Annotated in this window: 11 protein-coding genes; all 11 read right to left on the reverse strand. The window is 38.9% G+C overall.

Translation table 11 applies throughout. From position 1 onward, the window contains the following. Nucleotides 1–35 precede the first annotated feature (35 nt). Nucleotides 36–7,199, reverse strand: a complete 7,164-nt coding sequence (sov, locus tag ABXZ36_RS00130) for a T9SS outer membrane translocon Sov/SprA (RefSeq protein WP_354613420.1) — start codon at nucleotides 7,197–7,199, stop codon at nucleotides 36–38. A gap of 5 nt (nucleotides 7,200–7,204) precedes the next feature. After that, complete coding sequence (gene ruvA, locus ABXZ36_RS00135) at nucleotides 7,205–7,786, reverse strand: Holliday junction branch migration protein RuvA (protein WP_354613421.1); 582 nt, start codon at nucleotides 7,784–7,786, stop codon at nucleotides 7,205–7,207. Nucleotides 7,787–7,795: 9 nt separating this feature from the next. Beyond that, complete coding sequence (locus tag ABXZ36_RS00140) at nucleotides 7,796–10,093, reverse strand: NADP-dependent malic enzyme (protein ID WP_354613422.1); 2,298 nt, start codon at nucleotides 10,091–10,093, stop codon at nucleotides 7,796–7,798. Between the two features lie 184 nt (nucleotides 10,094–10,277). Further along, a complete protein-coding gene (locus ABXZ36_RS00145) occupies nucleotides 10,278–11,582 on the reverse strand; it encodes an MFS transporter (protein WP_354613423.1) in 1,305 nt (434 codons plus the stop codon). A gap of 228 nt (nucleotides 11,583–11,810) precedes the next feature. Then, entirely contained in the window at nucleotides 11,811–12,731 is a 921-nt protein-coding gene (queG, locus tag ABXZ36_RS00150) for a tRNA epoxyqueuosine(34) reductase QueG (protein WP_354613424.1), read from the reverse strand. A gap of 5 nt (nucleotides 12,732–12,736) precedes the next feature. Next, complete coding sequence (locus tag ABXZ36_RS00155) at nucleotides 12,737–14,059, reverse strand: cytochrome P450 (RefSeq protein ID WP_354613425.1); 1,323 nt, start codon at nucleotides 14,057–14,059, stop codon at nucleotides 12,737–12,739. 63 nt (nucleotides 14,060–14,122) lie between these two features. Beyond that, nucleotides 14,123–15,145, reverse strand: a complete 1,023-nt coding sequence (ruvB, locus tag ABXZ36_RS00160) for a Holliday junction branch migration DNA helicase RuvB (RefSeq protein ID WP_354613426.1) — start codon at nucleotides 15,143–15,145, stop codon at nucleotides 14,123–14,125. A gap of 64 nt (nucleotides 15,146–15,209) precedes the next feature. Further along, complete coding sequence (locus tag ABXZ36_RS00165) at nucleotides 15,210–16,034, reverse strand: GIN domain-containing protein (protein WP_354613427.1); 825 nt, start codon at nucleotides 16,032–16,034, stop codon at nucleotides 15,210–15,212. 143 nt (nucleotides 16,035–16,177) lie between these two features. After that, on the reverse strand, nucleotides 16,178–18,004 hold the full coding sequence (locus ABXZ36_RS00170; RefSeq protein WP_354613428.1) for a cytochrome c oxidase subunit I: 1,827 nt from the start codon (nucleotides 18,002–18,004) through the stop codon (nucleotides 16,178–16,180). Nucleotides 18,005–18,043: 39 nt separating this feature from the next. Then, nucleotides 18,044–19,105 carry a cytochrome c oxidase subunit II gene (locus ABXZ36_RS00175; RefSeq protein ID WP_354613429.1) on the reverse strand — a complete coding sequence of 354 codons (1,062 nt, stop codon included), beginning with the start codon at nucleotides 19,103–19,105 and terminating at the stop codon, nucleotides 18,044–18,046. Between the two features lie 33 nt (nucleotides 19,106–19,138). After that, nucleotides 19,139–20,467 carry a quinol:cytochrome C oxidoreductase gene (locus tag ABXZ36_RS00180; protein ID WP_354613430.1) on the reverse strand — a complete coding sequence of 443 codons (1,329 nt, stop codon included), beginning with the start codon at nucleotides 20,465–20,467 and terminating at the stop codon, nucleotides 19,139–19,141. Between the last annotated feature and the right edge of the window lie 11 nt (nucleotides 20,468–20,478).

A 20,478-nucleotide genomic window follows, 5' to 3' on the forward strand; every position in this document is an offset into this window, starting at 1 on the left:
CGCTATACTTGCCACAAACATAGGTTCCTAACTGTTTAGTTCCCAAAATTGTACCGGATTGTAAACCCTGTATTGATGGTTGATTGTGGAAATGCCGTAGAAACCGCAAATTTGGAAAAAGAATAATCATAAAAGAATAAGGCATTCAAGGTTTTACTCAAAGCGTAATCTGCAGTGAATTTAACCGATAGCAGGTTTTGTCCAGAAGTAATTTGATTATTTGTAATGTCCAAATTTCTAATGATGGTTACATTATCCCTTAAGGTTGCATCTGCTTTCAAATTAAGATCCCCTTTGAAACGTTGTTTCTCACCCCCAATATTGGTTACCAATTTTACATCCTTAAACCTGTAACCCAACCCAACAGTAAATTCCTTACCCGTGATCTCAGTAAGTAGATCGTTGTCAAAACTCAAAGATAGTGTCCTATCAGTCCTCACTTCTGCCACCACACTCATTGAGTTTTTCATTTCAAAATCTACTCTCATCAAGGGGTTAAATGCATCTGTCAACAGCACATTATTTATAATATTATCCGGTAAAAAATCACCGTTCTCCGGGTCTATGGGAGAATTTTGCTTCTCTAAATTTGTCTGGAAGGAATTGATGCTATAAGCAGCTCTATAGCCATGACTCAAAGAAAAGCGTTTAAATTTCTTTTTAAACCATTTGTTCTGCATCAAGCCGGTATACTTTATATTCCAATTGGGAATTGGAATCTCCCTTAAGGCATCCAAGTTTACCCTATTTACATCTTGTCCTGTATAGGCTGCAAAAAACGCCGGCAACAATACTTCTTGTTGATTTTTACCATAGCGTTCCGGATAACCATCTGCATCAAATTGTCCCGTTCCCTGTCCCCGGTCTGCTGCTAATCTGTTGGCTATGGTGATTCTGTTATTTTTAAACTCCTCAAAGCTTTCTGAAGTAAATTCGTCGCTTTTTCCAAAAGAAGTTCCGATCATGATGGTGGAAATACTAAAATTCCCATAATTGTTCCCCAATAAATTTTGATACTCAAAAGAGCCATCTCCCAAATCATTCACTTTAAAATTTTCTTGATAGCTTTCGGAATATTGCCTATCCGCTATCAGATCTATAGTAAGATCTTTTATGGGTTGTGCCGTAGCTGTTATGTTCAGCTGCTTGTTGGTGCGTTCTATGAATTGTTGGTTGAATTCCGAAAATGTAGTTAACCATCCATTTCTGGCGGCCTCAAAACGCACATCTGCCTGACTCCCGAAAACAAATCCTATAGTTGGCTTGGCTGTACCAATAAACCCTATGGAATTTGTATATCCCGGCAAAACCTTCCCGTTGTTCTCACTATAGTTTATGTTTACTCTTTTTACCATGGTTAGGATATCCACTGCTGTATTGAAAAGACCACTGGTTTTCTTTTGAGCCTTTAGCTCTTCTTCAGCACTTTTAGAGAGGTTACCGGCTTTGTCCCTTCTAGAAGAATTGACGCTTACCGCTTCTTTGGAACTCCTCTTTTTTAATCCTAAATAATCATAAAGTTTCTGCATTCCCAAAGAGGCCGTAATTGTATGTGTATTGGCGTTTTGAATAGTATTGATGGACACATTTTCTTGACCTGGCTCTAATCTTGCTATTTCATTTAAGGCATCGCCTCCCCTTTGCCAATCGAAATTACTAGTATAACTGTATTGGGCATTGATAAAATCTAATGCTGGAATTTTATTGAAAGGCACTTCATAATTGAGTTGCATCTGTTGAGAGTGCCTATTTGGCTCCCCCAAATCCCAAAACCCATCCCATAGCCCAAGAGCGGGGTCTATGCCTGAATTTTCGTTGCCAGCTTCTTCAAAATAATTTCGGACAATACTGTTGTTGGAGGCCGTTAGATTTAAGCGCAAGGATTTGCTCAAACTATAGTTGAGCGCGTATTGCCAGTTAAAAAGATAATTCCTCTGCTGCAGCACAGGCAGCCCCAATGACTCTACCCCAGGCTCTAAAACATCCCTGAACCTTTGTTGGTTGAAGGACCTATTGATATTTGAATTGACAGCAATACTGGTTGGCAATAAATTAAAGTTTAAATCCTTTAACCATTTCAAATATCTCCCGTTAAATAAGGAGTCATTCTTGGCAAAAGGTGCCACAGAGGCAGGTTTAAAATTATGGTTGTAGACCATACCAGTTACCACGTTTTGATCGCGTAGTTCTGCTATCTCAAAATCCCTGTGGTTAGTTTCATTATAAGAATAGTTAAAGGTAAAATTTTCAACATCGTAGAAGTTCGCATCTGCTTCCTCACTTCGATTTTTTCGAACCCCTATAAGGTTAATACTTGTTCTTTTGGTATAATCTTCGGCCTGTTCCTTTATGGCATCCGCCTCAGCTTGTGAGTCCGCAACGGCAACTCTATCTTCTAATTTTAAATCATCATAAACTGGATCAAATTCAGGGATAACTAATTGTTCTGAAATCCCATAATTGAACGGCAACTGAATTCCCCATTTTTTTGGTAGCAATTGTCCTACGTTGATATTAGTAACAACATCATAAGAAACAGCGTCTTCCCTTGATCTTTCGTTCGGCATTTGATCAATACCTCCAAAACCGGAAGTGCTCTTACTCCCTGTCGCTGAGAAGTTGGCAAAATCGGCAATATTGCCATCAACAGCAGCTACGGCCGCCCATCCCCCATTATTATCTAATCCGGCTAGTCGCAATTCATTGAACCATACCTCACCACGAGCTGGTAAATTATCTATGTTTTTTACACCCACCATTAAACTTCTTAAACTCCCTAAGGATGGATTACCCCGTATTCCTATACGTATCCTTCCCGGTGTTCTTGGTGCAAATTCATCCACAGCTATTACCTCACCATCTACAATTTCATAGAAATTGACCGTGTTTAGGGATTGGCTGGATATACCCAAAGACTTCACTCTGGAAAGGTCATTTAAGGAAATATCGATCTCATTTACCTCTGGCCAAATGTCCGTGTCCAAGGAAGACCCGAATGGTGTAAACTGCAATGGAAGTTCTATTTGATAAAAGTTTTGCGTAAAATCTGTTCCCATTCTTAGGAAACCTACCAATGGTGTTTCGTCATTGGTATAATCACTATCTACAAGTTTCTCGGCATGCATGAACATCTTTAAACGCTCATACTGTCTTATATCTATATTGACATTCTTGAATACTCCCCTAGAATCCTCGGATTCTAAATTCTCCACCACAAAGGAAAGAGATTGTTCATTTTGCCGAATAATAGTGTTGTTATTGTTTAATTGTTCCCTAATGACCCCAGGAGGCAATACATAAGGTATAGGTGTCCTTGAATTGTTCTCTTCTATATTTACCGTATTTACATCTATAAAGGTGCCATCATCAGCAGGATTATTGTCCACATCTGGCTGAAGGGAATTTGTAAAGGTTCGCCAATCGCCACGCACAAGATCAAGTGTTGCGAAACGAAGGACCACATCATCAGAAAAATCAGTCAGGTACATACGCAGAAAGCTAATAGACCTAAAATCACTAATTCCACCAACCGCATCCGTAAAATCACTTAGTGGGATTTTATACTGTATCCAACGACGGCTCAGCGTTGTCCCATTGGGCAATTGAGGGGTGACCCCTTCTTTTATATCGGTTACATATTTATCATTGATAGTGGTATTGGGCTTAATATTTATCCGGTATTCATAGTAACTATTTACCGTATTCATAGTAAGGTCTCTATCCACATCTTCTACATCTGGCAAGGTTGTGGAACCCCTATTGGTATTGGTCACCTGGACGGGAGAGTTGCCTTGTGGGTTGTTAAAATCCAAATATCTATTCAAAATGTTCCCATCCCTATTCAGGTAATATTGGTAGTTGTCCAAAGCTGGATCGTTGGCAGAATTGTTTGTGTAAATAGAAGCTTCTGAGGCATCATCTAGACCATCAAAACCTAAATCTTGTAAACCCCTATTGGTTTCATTAGTATCAAAAGCATAAACTAAAGATTGGGTGGCAGGTACTTCTCCCCATACGGTAGAGGTTACCAAATCGTTGCTATTTACTCCTGGTAAGCCATTTTCATATTGTTTTCTTCCGTCTTTAAGGATGTCCTCTGAAATATTTCCCAAATTAAAAACCAACTGACCACTTGAAGTGGTATTGCCATCTACATAAGGGTCTAAAACCCAAAATTGAACAAACTCCACATTCGATTGCTCAAAGTTTGTACTGCTCAAGGAGCGCATGATACCTCCCCATTTATTGCTAGGTTGTTCCCCGGAAAAATTTGGGCTATCGTTATATGGCCCTTTTGCATTTGGATAGTAAGAAACATCCAAAGTGCTCTGCACTGTTGTTTGCCCTTGAGCTATATCTACCTGGGGGAAAACCTCATCTATAAAAACCCTTCTGGTTGGATTCGTAGAAACATCCGCGTCCGTAATTCCTGAAGGTCTTTGATTGGTATAAAATATAGGATCAATAGTATACCAAGCCATTTTCGCCCTTTGGTATCCAGTTTCCAATCCGTTCTTACCATCTGCAAACTCTAATGGGGTACTAGCCAAAGACCACCCCAAAGAAGAGCGGATATCTATGAGCGACTGGGCTCCTTCAAAATCATCAACATAGGTAGTAGTTTCTCCCTCAAAATCAGCATTTTTAGGTGATCCTGGTTGAAGCCATGCTATCTCCCCCCTGACGGATATATTAGAAGGAACATCGGTATCTATGTTTGGTAATTTATTGGCCAGCCTAGTAAGAAATGGTACTTCAGTAGAAAAATTACCATTAACTCCAAAAATACTGTTATTGACAGGCTCTACCCCATAATTCGATTTTTGGGTCAGGGGGCGTTCGTTAAGATTCAATAAGGTACCACCCAATAGAAAGTTTTTATTAAATTGGTGCTCTACATTTACTCCAGTAAACCTCCTACTCTGTTGACCGAAGACCGCATTATTCTCTACTGAGATATTAATCGGGGTATTTGAAGCTTCCAAACTTGGATCCAAAATCTGTACCGTTCCTGCTTGGTAGTTTACAGTATAATCTATTCCCTCTTGTAATTGACGACCTCCAGCTGTTACCCTAACCGATCCTTGGGGCACATTAAAGGCTCCGATAGGAATTCCGTTACTGCCTTCAGATTTGTACTGACCTTTTAAGATAAACTTATTTTTATCTGCATCCTGAAGTGCAGCAGCCTTGGTCAAAGCATACATATTCCTAAAGACATATTTTTGTTGGTTTACATTATATCCTTGACCATCATTTACATCATAAGTACCACCACCCAAAGTCTCAAATAAATATTCGCCAAAAGGCTCCACTTTGGTGAATATAATTCTTCCCGATTGGGTATCAACTGTAATGCCGGGGATAAAATCAAAAAAACCATCCCCACCACTTTGTACATCATTATAAGCGTTTAACCTATCCAAATTAAATACATCCAAAAGAATTCGCTCTTCCAGTGGCTTAGGTGTATTAGGCCATCCAGCACCAAGAGAGTTATCTACCGGAGAAATGTAATTTCTTGGCGTAGGATCTGAATATAAAATGTTTAATTTGAAATCGTCTTGACTCAACTGAAAGGCACCCGTAGAATAGATGTTTTTCATCATTAAGTCCCATATAGGATCTGCTACATTAGTAATATTACTCTTTAAAAGCTTTAATATCAATGTATTATTGTTTACCACCGGGTTTTGGGCTCCTGAAGAAACAGAGGTGGCATCTATGCCGCCATTGGCAAATTCACCAACCTGATAGACCTCCCCATTAAAAGTATATTGAAAAGCAACAGCTAAAACCTCATCATTGCTCAAACGTTGGTTGAGAGAAACATAACCCAATTGTGTATTGAATTGGTAGTCCCTTCCATTTTCCAACTTACGAGCATTTTCCAAAATGGCATAATCAAACCCTTGGTTAACGTCATAGCTTGGTACATTAAATCCGTTTTCAACGGTAGCAATATCTCTGACCTGAGGGGTTAAAGCACCTCCATTAGGAATTAGGGCAGGATCATAATCATTGGCATTGTTCCTAGGTAAATCACCAGCTGAAGAAGAATTAAAAAAACCTACTGGATCACCGTTAAGCCTGCCAATCCTTGTTTGAGATGGCGCAGCCTCCCCAAGATCCTGAAGGGCCACAACATTTCTCACATTCAATGTCTGCTGACTTCTATTAGTAACCCATACTTCTAGTCTTGTAATCTGTACCTGACTCCTGATAAAAGGATAATTTTCCAAGGCCCTATCATAGTTGTTTCTAAAATACTGGGATAGAAAAAAATGTTTATCCTCGTCATAGTCCAAAGAGGATAGGGAATAGTCATTCAATGTTCCTCCACCCTGGGCTACGACTGTATTGCTTTGTGAGCGTTGTTCTGAAAAAACAGCAGTCACGCTGGTCTTTCCAAATTGTAATTTCGTTTTAACACCAAACAAACTTTGAGCCCCAGTTATTAGGGAGCTATTTAATGGCATATTAACATTACCCACTTCAATGGACTGAATAATATCATCCTCCGTGGGAGTATAATCCAATTTTACAAGGTTTTGAAAATCGAAGGTAGCCTCTGTATCATAATTGGCGGTTACCTGAAGTCGCTCTCCAATTTTACCCAACATGCTCAAACTAATGCGTTGATCAAAATCAAAAGATAGGTTGGTACGGTTACGTGGGGAAAGGGCCGGGTTGTCATTCTTTTGCCAAATAACACCCAAATCCATGGCAACGGATCCTTGTGGGACAACCTCAATGGTATTCCCCCCAAAAATAGATTCGAAAAAAGTATTGTTAACGTAAAAATTAGGCAGTAGGTTTTTCCGAGCTTCCTCACTGCCAGCTTTCTTTCCGGAGTAGGCATCGATTTTATCCTTGAAATAAGATTTCATATCCTCCTTTTTTGCCAAATCTTGATACTGTTCAGGAGTTAAAATAATAGGATAGCTAATATCATATTTACCTACACTTTCCGTATAAATATAACGGTCCATTTTAGGGTCGTACGTGTATTTTGAAATTATACTATTGGGTTTTTTAAGCAAAAGTCTCCCTAGGGCAACTCCTGTTTTAGTAGAATCCACTTTCTGCTCTTCCGTTTCTTGGGCGGATGTAGTTTGTAGGGTCACCAGAAAAATGACACCAATTAGTGAAAGCTTAAATAGAAAAGATGTAACAAATGATTTAGCCCCTGTTTTCAAACTTTTTACAAATTTTTAAGCGCCAGTTTAATGATATTCTCGACGCTTAGCGAGGAATCTTGAGACAAAACTTTATCCACCACTCTTTCTGCTTGTTTACGGACAAATCCAAGAACCTCTAATGCTGATAACGCTTCATCTTTGTTTGTATTGTTTGAATTACTTGAAACTTCATCGATATCATAAATTTTGAGAATTTTGTCCTTCAAATCCAAGATCACCCTTTGAGCGGTTTTCACCCCAATCCCTTTTATTCCTTGTATCGTGGGGACATCACCAGTGGCAATTGCGTCCCTTATTTGACCCGGAGACAAGGAGGACAACATGGTCCTAGCCGTACTAGATCCTATTCCCGAAACGGACAATAAAAGTCTAAAGATTTCGCGCTCAGATTTTTCAGCGAAACCGAATAAGGTATGGGAGTCTTCCTTTACCTGTAAATGGGTGAAAAGCTGTATGCTTTCCGAATCTCCAATTTTTGAAAATGTATGTAAGGAAATATTAACAAAATATCCTACCCCTGAGCACTCAATGACTACGTGGGTAGGATTTTTCTCAACTAATTTCCCCTTAAGATGGGTCACCATAAATGTAAATTATTTAGTCTCTGATTTTGCTTTCTTCCTTCTTTCCCTCTCTTGGGCATCTACTACAGCAACTGCAGACATGTTGACTATTTCATCTACACTAGCTCCTAATTGCATGATATGGACAGATTTCCTCAACCCTACCATTATGGGGCCTATAGAATCCGATTTGTTTAATTCCTTTAATAGTTTATAGGTGATGTTCGCGGATTCCAAATTAGGAAAGACCAAAGTATTGACATTCTTTCCGGCCAATTTGGAAAACGGAAACTTGCTTTGATGCAATTCCTTGTTCAAGGCAAAATCAATCTGTACTTCTCCATCTACCACCAATTCAGGATTAGATTCATGCAAAATCTTGACTGCCTGTTTCACCTTAGATGCATGTGGATGGTTGGAAGAACCAAAATTAGCATAGGACAACATGGCCATCACTGGCTGGAATCCGAACGTTCTTGCAACATTAGCGGTCATCTTGGCTATTTCTGCCAATTCTTCCCCATTGGGATCTATATTGATGGCTGTATCTGCTAAAAACAAAGGTCCACGTTCCGTAATCATGATGTTTACTGTTGCAACTCTTTTTACGTCAGACGCCTTTCCTATCACTTCAAAAATAGGCTTAACCACTGTTGGATAAGCCCTAGAATATCCTGAGATCATACCATCTGCATCTCCTTCCCGAACCATCATGGCTCCAAAATAATTTCGCTCCCGCATTTTTATGCGTGCTCCATACATACCTACACCACTTCTGTTGCTTGTTTCACAAAACTTAACAGCATAATCATCTTTAGTAGTGTTAGATTCATCGCTGTTAGGATCTATAATTAGAATATCTGCATCAAATTCAAGCTCCTTTTTAAGCTCCAATATCACTTCTTTATTTCCCAATAGGATAGGAATGGCAATTCCTTCGTCATGGGCAATTTGTGCCGCTTTCAATACGTCTAAATGGTCCGCTTCAGCAAATACAATTTTCTTAGGATTAGATTTTGCTCTGTTATGGAGCAAGCGAACTACCTTATTATCATTACCCGATCGTTGTAAAAGTTCTTCCCTATATTTATCCCAATCTTCAATGGGCATTTTAGCAACGCCACTTTCCATAGCCGCCCTTGCTACTGCAGGTGGTATTTCTGAAATAAGCCTTGGGTCAAATGGTTTTGGAATTATATAATCCTTACCAAAAGCCAATCTAGTTTCTCCATAGGCAATATTTACCTGTTCAGGAACAGGAGCTTTGGTCAGTTCAGCCAAAGCCTTTACCGCAGCCATCTTCATTTCCTCATTAATCTTGGTAGCCCTTACATCCAAGGCCCCCCTAAAAATGAAGGGGAATCCAAGCACATTGTTAACTTGGTTAGGATGATCAGATCTTCCTGTAGCAATAATAATATCTTCCCTTGTTTTATATGCTATGTCATAAGCAATCTCAGGATCTGGATTGGCCATTGCAAAAACGATAGGATTATTAGCCATGGACAACAACATCTCTGGGCTTACGATATTAGCTACGGAAAGACCTACAAAAACGTCTGCATCTACCATCGCTTCTTCCAAGGTATCTATTTTTCTATCTGTTGCAAATTCTAGTTTCTCCACGGATAGATTATCCCTATCGCTACGGATTACCCCTTTGCTGTCTAACATTACTATGTTCTTACCATTGGCGCCGAATGCCTTATACAATTTAGTACAAGAAACTGCAGCCGCACCTGCTCCACTGATAACGATACGTACGTCCCCTATATTCTTTTTAGTAATCTCAAGTGCATTCAATAAAGCCGCAGCAGAAATTATTGCTGTTCCGTGCTGGTCGTCATGCATTACTGGTATATCCAGTTCCTCTTTCAATCTTCTTTCTATTTCAAACGCTTCTGGGGCCTTAATATCTTCCAGATTGATCCCTCCAAAAGTTGGAGCGATCATTTTAACGGTCTCTACAAATTTATCTACGTCCTTGGTATCAATCTCAATATCGATCCCATCTATGTCGGCAAAAATCTTAAACAAAAGACATTTTCCTTCCATGACTGGCTTTGAAGCTTCAGGTCCTATATCTCCCAACCCCAAAACAGCTGTTCCATTGGAAATAACCGCAACTATATTTCCTTTGGCAGTATACTTATAAACGTTATCCTTATCCTTTGCAATTTCCAAGCAAGGTTCCGCTACACCTGGGGAATATGCAAGTCCTAAATCTCGCTGTGTTGCATAAGGTTTCGTGGGTACTATCTTTATCTTGCCTGGTTGTGGCTTGGCATGATAGACCAAAGCTTCCCTTCTCCTTTTTTCTTTGCTCATATGTGTTTCATTTAAAAAAAACAAATTTAATGGTATTCTTTACATAAAGATACTCTGGAAGGATTAAAACAAAAAAAGCATCAACAATTGTGGATGCTTTTTTTGTTCCCATAAATTTCTTAAACGAAGCCCCAGTAAGGGATACATTCCTTCTGCTTTTTACATGAAATGAAAAACCAATAAATCAAACCTCAGTTTTTGATACTTTCAGTCTCAACGCCAAAAATGCCGCTATCATAAAAAATACACCTCCAAACAAAATTGCATTGATCGCGCTGTTGCCCAAGAGATATTTATAGATGGGACCAAATGTTAGGGTTTCTATCCCCATGGGAATAACGATCATCATGTTCAAAATACCCATGTAGACTCCCCGTCGTTCTTGTGGAACTACCTTAGAGACCATGGTATAGGGAATTCCCATCATCGCAGCCCATCCGATACCAAATAACACCATAGGAATAAGCACCAATTTAGGATCACCAATGAAAGGAATCATGAATAGTGCTAATGCTACACCCACCAGACTTAAGGAATACACGTTTTTACCCCCAAATCTCAAGGATAAAGGGACCAATGCCAAGGCTACGACCATAGTAACGATATTATAGGTCAAACTCATTTGGGCAGATTGTGAAGCAGCTTCAGAAATCCCATAATCCATAGTAAGCATAAATAAAGGAGTTATATACTGCCAGTATACGAATAACGCGTACCATTGAAAGAGATAGACTGCACCCAGTTTCCACATGAATTTCGGCATATCCTTTATAGCGTTTACGATTTCACCAAAAGGTTTTGCAATACGTTCTCCAATTGATTTTTCCCTAGTTTCATTGATTTCGGCCAATTCTTCTGCTGTCGGTGGAATCTCTGGAGTTTTTAATACGGACCATAATATGGTCGCAATAGAGAGCATTCCTCCAATATAAAACGAATAATAAATCCATTTAGGTATCGTTCCTGCAGCTTCAACCGTTTCTGCCCCAAAGAGATATTGAAACAAAACAATTGATCCCATGGCCAAAAGAATACCTGCACCAACAAATAGACTTTGCATTTGATAACCGAGACTCAATTGTTTTTCCGGTAATTTATCACCAACAAAAGCACGGTAGGGCTCCATGGCCATATTGTTCCCAACATCCAATATCCATAATAGGCCTACGGCGAACCATAATACCGGACTCGACGGAAATGCAAATAAACATAAACTACCAATTATGGCCCCAATCAAGAAAAACGGTTTTCTTCTTCCCCATCGCGGCGACCATGTTTTATCTGAAATGGCACCAATTATGGGTTGAACAATTAAACCTGTTATGGGACCCGCAATATTCAAAATTGGCAACATGTCCTCTGGTGCCCCCAAGAAAAGAAAGATAGGGTTGATGGCGGTCTGTTGTAATCCAAAACTGTACTGGATCCCTAAAAATCCAACGTTCATATTAAAGATCTGCCAAAAACTTAACTCCGGTTTTTTAATCATTTTCAATATCTCTTAAACATGTTAACTAAACAATGTTGCGTTTTTAACCTCATTTCTAGAAGATATAAAACGCTGCTATAATTTGGAATTGTTAAATTTCATTTAGTATTCTTAAGGAATTCACAAAACCTACAGCAACCGAATATAGTATATTTAGTTCCTTCTTAAAAAAATCTCAAATAGAAAATTAAAATATTAACAACAAAAACGATATAGTACTTTGCTGTTTTATTTCAAAAAATCAATATTTCGATTCAATCCCGAAAATTTGGTTCGCTTCACAGCTGATTTTTGAAATACCTTTTTGAAGACATCTTCTGTAATCTCTTCCCAGTCCTTTTTTGTCATGGACAAAAGATCGGGATGGGGATTAAATAGGGGCTCGTTGTGGGATTTAGAAAACTTGTTCCAAGGGCATACGTCTTGGCAAATATCACAACCAAACATCCAATCGTCCATTTTATCCTTAAATTCGGATGGTAACTGATTCTTTAATTCTATGGTAAGATACGAGATACACTTGCTTCCGTCTACCACATAAGGCTCAACAATAGCTTGGGTAGGACAGGCATCCAAACAAGCCGTACATGTACCGCAGTGGTCCGTTACCCTGTGGTCATATTCTAAATCTAAATCTACAATCAGCTCAGCTATAAAATAAAAAGACCCCACCTGTTGGGTTAATAAATTACTGTGCTTCCCAATCCATCCTAACCCGCTCTTTGCGGCCCACGCCTTATCTAAGACAGGTGCAGAATCTACGAAAGCCCTTCCATTCACCTCCCCAATTTCTTGGGTGATAAATTCCTGAAGCATTTTTAATTTGGCTTTTATGACATGATGGTAATCCTGTCCGTAGGCATATTTAGAGAGCTTATAACTGTCTTCGTTTTGTTCTTCTTGGGGATAATAATTGAGCAGTAATGAAATGACCGACTTCCCTCCATCTACCAGTAATCGCGGATCTAAGCGCTTGTCAAAATAGTTCTCCATATAGCCCATTTCGCCATGCATATTTTTGTTGAGCCACTTCTCCAATCTTGGAGCTTCCTCCTCTAAAAATTCAGCTTTTGAAACACCACAAGAGAGGAAACCAAGTCTTTTGGCCTCTGCTTTTATCTGTTCGGTATGTTTTTGAATGTTCTTCAATTCAATTATCGTTCTTCAAACAATAAGGGCACAGACTTTGGTTTCAAAGATATCAAAGGATTGATTTCCACCTTCTCCAATGAGGTTTTGATTTTATAGGTTCTTACGATTTCCGCAACCGCAAGGATCATTTCGAACATCGCAAAATTATTACCCACACACATTCTGGGACCTGCCCCAAAAGGATAGTAATAATCACTGTTATCCTTTTTATGTGTATCATTGAAACGACTGGGTATAAATTCTGATGGTTTCTCCCAAAATTCTGCATATCTATGCAGTTCATAAACAGACATCAAAATCAAAGTATCCTTTGGAAGGGAAATGCCTTCAAAAGAATCATTTTCTATTGCTATCCTATCTATTACATAGGCAGGCGGATACAATCTTAGGGCTTCTTCCAAGCACTGTTTAACCAATTGGAGTTGCATGACCCCCTGCATAAGGTCTATAGTAGAATCCTCAAAATTCACTTCAGATACTTGTTGAAATACCTGTTCCTGGATTTCTGGGTTCTTTGCCAATAGAAATAAGGTAAAGCTCAATACATTTGCTGTGGTCTCATGCCCTGCAGTAAAAAGAATCAATACCTCATCTATCAATTGTTTATCGGACATCGGTGAACCATCCTCATACCGCGCCTTAAGAAGCATATCCAAAAGGTCGTCTTTTTCCTGTCCCGAAGTTCTTCTTTCCTCTATAATTTCTAGAAGTAAGTTTTGCCCGTCCTTGGCCAATGCCAAGTGCTTGTCTATTTTGCCATTTAATCCATACCACCAACGCAAATACGGCTGCCTCATCTCTTTGATGAGCATTTTTTGATTCACTTCTGTAATATGCTGTAATTTGGACATTCTCTCCCTGATGTCGGCACTACTAAAGAGGGATTTTGCAACCACTTGAAAGGCGAGGTCTCCCATTAAGGGAAAAATGTCCTGTTCTATATTTGGTTTTATTCGCTGAAGCTCAAAGCGTATGGCCTCCCTTATGACCCCCATTAAATTATGCAACTTTTTCTTATGAAATGCAGGCTGCACCATTCTCCTATGGGTCCGCCAATGCTCTCCATTGGACGTGAGGATACCGTGCCCTATATATTTGGCCAAATCCACCGTTTGAAGGGGTGATTTTTCAAATTTTCTATGTGACTTTTGTAGAATATGTCTTATAAGTCCTGGACTTCTGGTAAAAATCACGGTTTCTTTGGTGGTTAATTGCACCTTAAAAGAATCCCCATGGGCTTCAAAATTTTCATGATGAAAGGGCAAGGGATTTTTTAAAATCCTCCGTGCATTCTTTAAGACTTGAAACCTGGATACTAACTTCAAATTGTTCTTTTGATTATGGGATTACCTATACAACTATTTTTAAATGAATAAGTTGAATAGTAACTAGAACAATCCTCCTTGGACGTTCCCCTTAATTCTCCCCAAATGTTTATATGCCAATTCTGTGACCTCTCTACCTCTGGGCGTGCGCATAATAAAGCCTTGTTGAATTAAAAAGGGCTCATATACCTCTTCTATAGTTTCCGCACTTTCAGAAACTGCAGTTGCCAAAGTGCTGATCCCCACAGGACCCCCTTTAAATTTATCTATTATAGTGGTCAATATCTTATTGTCCATTTCATCCAAGCCATGGGCATCTACATGTAATGCCTTTAGTCCAAAGCGTGAGATTTCCATATCAATCTTTCCATTACCCTTAATTTGTGCAAAATCTCGTACTCTTCTTAAAAGGGCATTACAAATTCTAGGAGTTCCCCTGCTTCTTCCCGCTATTTCTATAGCAGCATCCTGAGTGATTGGTGTCTTTAAAATTTCAGCACTGCGTTCTACAATGGTAGAAAGCAATTCAGTAGAATAGTATTGCAACCTACTTTGAATTCCAAAACGGGCACGCATGGGCGCTGTCAATAAACCTGACCGGGTGGTGGCACCTATTAGAGTAAAAGGATTTAAATTGATTTGGACCGATCTGGCATTGGGCCCAGATTCTATCATAATGTCTATTTTGTAATCTTCCATGGCGGAATACAAATACTCCTCTACGATAGGACTTAACCTGTGAATCTCATCTATAAATAGGACATCCCTTTCGTCCAAATTAGTCAACAATCCGGCCAAATCTCCAGGTTTGTCTAGAACAGGACCAGATGTCATTTTTATTCCAACCCCTAACTCATTAGCCAAGATGTGGGCTAATGTAGTCTTACCCAATCCTGGGGGACCATGAAACAAGGTATGGTCTAAAGCCTCACCTCTTAAATTAGCGGCTTGAACGAAAATTTTTAGGTTTTCAAGAACCTGTTCCTGACCTGTAAAATCGTCAAAGGAAATAGGTCTCAATGCCCTTTCAATATCAAATTCTTCGTTGGAAAGATTATCAGCTGTTGGATCTAGGTTCTCATTCATACACCAACAAAGATAATGGAAAATGCTACTACTTCTTTAGTGCAAGCGTCGTTAATTTAAACCATTAATCCTTTCTTTTGATCAACTCAGAGGTATCCAAAAACTCCATTATGGTAATTTTGGGATTGGCATAAATATAAGCCTTAGAGAAACCATTAGTAGTTAATTCCAACTCCTCTAGAGCCCTTAAATATGCATTGGTAGCATTTTCCAATGTAGCCTTAATGATTCTTGCTTCATACCTTTCTGCCTTAACGTCTGTTTTGTCTCGCGATTCCAATTGAAGGTTATCTACGGCACCCTCCAAACCCAAAGAAGCATTCGAATTTAATTCGATATAACTAGCCTGACCAACTGCATATATCCTAGCATCTGCCTTGTCTTTCATCATCACATTTAGGGAATCTGTTGAGAAATTAAAGTCCCCTGAACTATTCTCCTCCATTCTTAAACGCACCAATCCTGCACTTGCATTTACTTCCATTCTAGCAGAACCTAACACCTCAATAGTTAAGATATCAGAGGCTATAGACTCCTTAGACATCATCTTGCCATCTCGCTGAATAAGCTTTACCAAATCCGTATAATATACCGTAATCTCCAATTTCTTTCTAGATTGTATCTTATAAAAGGAAGAAATATAAAGGGTACTGTCTTCCACTTTAAACTTCAGAACGTCCAAAAGATTATCGTCTGCTACAACTTTATAGCCTTCTATAGGAGCTTTGACCAATTCAATTTCCAAATCATCTTTTAGCTCAATGGCATTAAATCCTGACAGCTCTTCCTTTACCTCGGTAACGGACCTATTGCCCTTTATTTTGGGCTTTCTCTGTGCTACAAGCCCTACATGACTCAATAGCAACAGAAGTATAACTAGTTTCTTCATTATTTTGATTTATGCCCTGAAGGATTTATATAATTACTATTATTAAAGATATTATAAAAAAGTGTAATCCCTATTTATAACCTGTGGATAATAAAAAGCCCCCAACTAAAAATAGTTGGGGGCTTTTTATATATCTTAAAACCTTAGTGGTTCATTTCTTCTTCGTTTTCCTGTAAAGGCGTGGTTTGTGGCACGAAATCCTGTCCAGGTAGTATGTACTCTCCATTTTCATAGGTCTTACTATAATCATAAGGCCAACGGTGTACTTCCGGAATCTTACCAGGCCAGTTACCGTGAATATGCTCTACAGGAGTAGTCCATTCCATCGTATTAGATTTCCATGGGTTTTGCTCCGCCTTCTTACCGTAGAATATACTGTGAATAAAGTTATATAAGAATACGATCTGTGCTGCACCCGCAATAAGAGCAAATGTAGTAATCAGTATTTGAACATCAGTAAGATCGTCAAACATTGGGAAAGCCGTATTTTGATAATAACGTCTTGGAACACCAGCCATCCCAACAAAGTGCATAGGGAAGAATACACCGTAGGCACAAATTGCCGTGATCCAGAAGTGTATATACCCTAAGTTCTTATTCATCATTTTTCCAAACATCTTTGGGAACCAATGGTAAACACCTGCAAATAATCCATAAAGTGCAGATATACCCATCACCAAATGAAAGTGAGCTACCACAAAATAAGTATCATGAACATTAATATCCAATGTACTATCCCCAAGAATGATTCCTGTTAAACCTCCACTAATAAAAGTAGACACCAAACCTATTGAGAAAAGCATGGCAGGATTCAACTGAAGGTTTCCCTTCCATAAGGTAGTGATATAGTTAAAAGCCTTTACCGCTGACGGTATGGCGATCAATAACGTGGTAAAAGTAAATACAGATCCAAGGAATGGGTTCATCCCAGAAATAAACATATGGTGACCCCAAACGATGGTGGACAAGAATGCAATGGCCAAAATAGAAGCCACCATCGCCCTATATCCAAAGATAGGCTTACGCGCATTGGTAGACATCACTTCAGAAGTTATACCCAATGCAGGTAAAAGAACAATATAAACCTCAGGGTGACCCAAGAACCAGAACAAATGTTCATAAAGTACAGGGGATCCACCTTGGTAATGCAACACTTCTCCTTGGATAAATATATCCGATAGGAAGAATGAAGTTCCAAAACTTCTATCCATAATCAGCAACAAAGCAGCTGCAAATAATACTGGGAATGATATGACACCTATAATAGCAGTTACAAAGAACGCCCAAATAGTCAATGGCAATCTTGTCATGGACATCCCCTTAGTACGCAAGTTAATAACGGTAACTATATAGTTCAAAGAACCAAGTAAAGAGGAAGCTATGAATATCGCCATAGAGGTCAACCACATCGTCATTCCCAATCCAGATCCTGATTGAGCCATCGGCAAGGCAGACAAAGGTGGATAAACCGTCCATCCCGCAGCTGCTGGTCCTGATTCCAAAAACAAGGAAGAAATCATGATCACGGAAGAAACGAAGAACAACCAATACGAAATCATGTTCAACAATCCCGAAGCCATATCCCTTGCACCAATCTGCAACGGAATTAATAAGTTACTAAACGTACCACTTAGTCCCGCCGTTAAAACGAAGAATACCATGATGGTACCATGAATGGTGACCAATGCCAAATAAACGTCGGCATCCATTACACCTCCAGGAGCCCATTTACCTAATAGTGCCTCGAAGATTGGAAAAGATTGACCTGGCCAAGCTAATTGCATCCTAAACAATAAGGACATTGCAATTCCAATAAAACCCATGATCAAACCAGTAATCAAATACTGCTTTGCAATCATTTTATGGTCTTGACTAAATACGTATTTAGTTATAAAGGTTTCTTTATGATGATGCCCATGATCATCTGCGTGACCCTCTACATGTGCGTGTGCGTGTGCTGTTGCAGACATAATCCAATTCTTATTTATATTAATTTTCTTTTTATAGCCTTATTCCTGAATTGAAGCTATTGTAGCCGCAAATGTCCGCTGTTCAGCCATCCATTTGTTGTAATCTTCTTCAGATTCTACAATAATCTTCATTTGCATATTGTAATGTGATTTTCCACATATCTTATTACATAGCAATATATAATCAAACTCCCAAGGATCCGAATCAGGCAAACCCTGAGCTGCTCTTTCAGCCCTGATACCGTTTACCCTTTTCACCTTATCTATCACGTCTGGGTTTAGACGCATTTCTTCTGTTGTAATGGTAGGTGTATAAGAGAATTGCGTAATCATACCTGGTACGCAGTTCATTTGTGCTCTAAAATGAGGCATATATGCAGAATGCAATACATCCTGAGATCTCATTTTAAAGTTTACCTTTCTTCCTACTGGTAAATGTAATTCCTTTACGATAATATCATCTACAGCATTTGGGTCGGCTTCATCCAATCCCATAACATTAGCTCTATCAATATCAATCATCCTAACGTTAGCCTCACCAAGAACATTATCCTCACCTCCGTATCTCGCTGTCCAATTAAATTGCTGTGCGTATAACTCTACAATCAAAGGATCATCCTCGTCATTGATATCCATTATATTGGTCCATGTATAAAGACCCCATAGTATCAATCCCGCAAGAACTATTACAGGGATAATGGTCCAAATGAACTCCAAACGATCGTTATCGGCATAAAACAAGGCCTTTTTGCCTTTTTCCCCTCTGTATTTATAAGAGAAGTAATGTAATAAAGCTTGTGTTAACGTTTGGACGATGAAAATAATGACGAATGATGTTACCATTAAACTATCATATTCCGATCCATGTTCAGATGCAGCTTCAGGAAGCAATACCTTGCTATATTTCCAGAAACTAAAAATGGTAATTCCGTAAAGGAATATCAAAAACGCAAACATGAGGTAACCATTATATTTGTTATCCTTATCGTTTGCTATTTGTGAATTATCTACCTTGATTTGGGATAATTCGAATATTTTGGTCATTTGCCAAATGGCAATTGCCACTAATACTAAAACAGCTATTGTTAATAATGCAGTCATTGTATAATATAATATTATTCTTTAAAACTAATTCTAATAATGAAAATTCTTACTTTCTTCTATAAACGGATTGCGCTTTGGTAGCATCGGAGCTTTTGTCATTGCCCTGAAAATCCAAAATATAAACAATCCAGCAAATAATAATACTGCTCCAATTTCAGGGATCCCGATATACCATTGATCTCCGACTGTAGATGGCATTATCATATTAAATATGTCAATGTAATGTCCGCATAGTATAACGACACCTGCCATTACAATAAACCAATTCATTCTTTTGAAATCACTGTTCATCAAAAGAAGAACAGGGAATAAAAAGTTCATGGCTACCATTCCGAAAAATATCATTTTGTAATCAGCAATTCGCGTTACAAAATAAGTTACTTCCTCTGGTATATTTGAGTACCATATCAACATAAACTGTGAAAACCAAAGGTATGTCCAAAATATACTGAAACCGAACATGAACTTAGCCAAATCATGGAGATGACTGTTGTTTACTTCTGGTAAGTAACCTCTAGACTTTAAATAGATAGTAACCATGGCAATCACCGTGATAGCAGATACGATCATACTTGCAAACACATACCACCCAAATAGCGTACTGAACCAATGTGGGTCAACACTCATAATCCAATCCCAAGACATCATGGATTCCGAGATCAAAAACAATACCAAAAAGGCAGCGGAAGCCCTAAAATTCTTTATAAAGTTACTGTTATCACTGGATTCATCTTGACGTAGTGACAATTTTCTTGAATATTCTCGATATCCAATCCAAATGGCCAAGTAGATAGCTGCCCTAATCAAGAAAAAGGTTGGATCCAAGTAACCAGCTTTTCCCTGTAACAACTTATCCTCTGCCACTACTTCCGGATCCATCCAAACAAATAGATGGTTGAGTTGCATAGTGGATAGCACTAAAATTACAAATACGATAATTCCTCCAGGAACAATGTATGCCGTAATTCCTTCCATTACTCTAAATAATAATGGCGACCAACCTGCCTGCGCTGCACGCTGTATTGCATAGAATGCCAAGGTACCTAAGGCCAACATCATAAAGAAAAAAGCAGCCACATAAAGCGCTGACCAAGGTCTGTTTTTTAATTGGTGCAACAAATGCTCGTCATGTGAGGAGTCATGGGTTCCATCAACTGCAGCAGCACCATGCTCACCCTCAGAAGCACGCATTGCTTCTTCTCCATGAGCACCTTCGCCCTCATCACCGTGGCTGGCAACCATAGCTTTTGCTTCTTCAACATTGGACGGCATTGAATAAAATCCAGCTCCAACACCTAGTGCGCCTACAACCATTAAAATAATTGAAGCAATTTTTAGTCTATTTGAAAAAGTGTACATACTTCTAAATC

The sequence above is a fragment of the Sediminicola arcticus genome (genome assembly GCF_040566695.1).
Classification (GTDB): Bacteria; Bacteroidota; Bacteroidia; order Flavobacteriales; family Flavobacteriaceae; genus Sediminicola; species Sediminicola arcticus.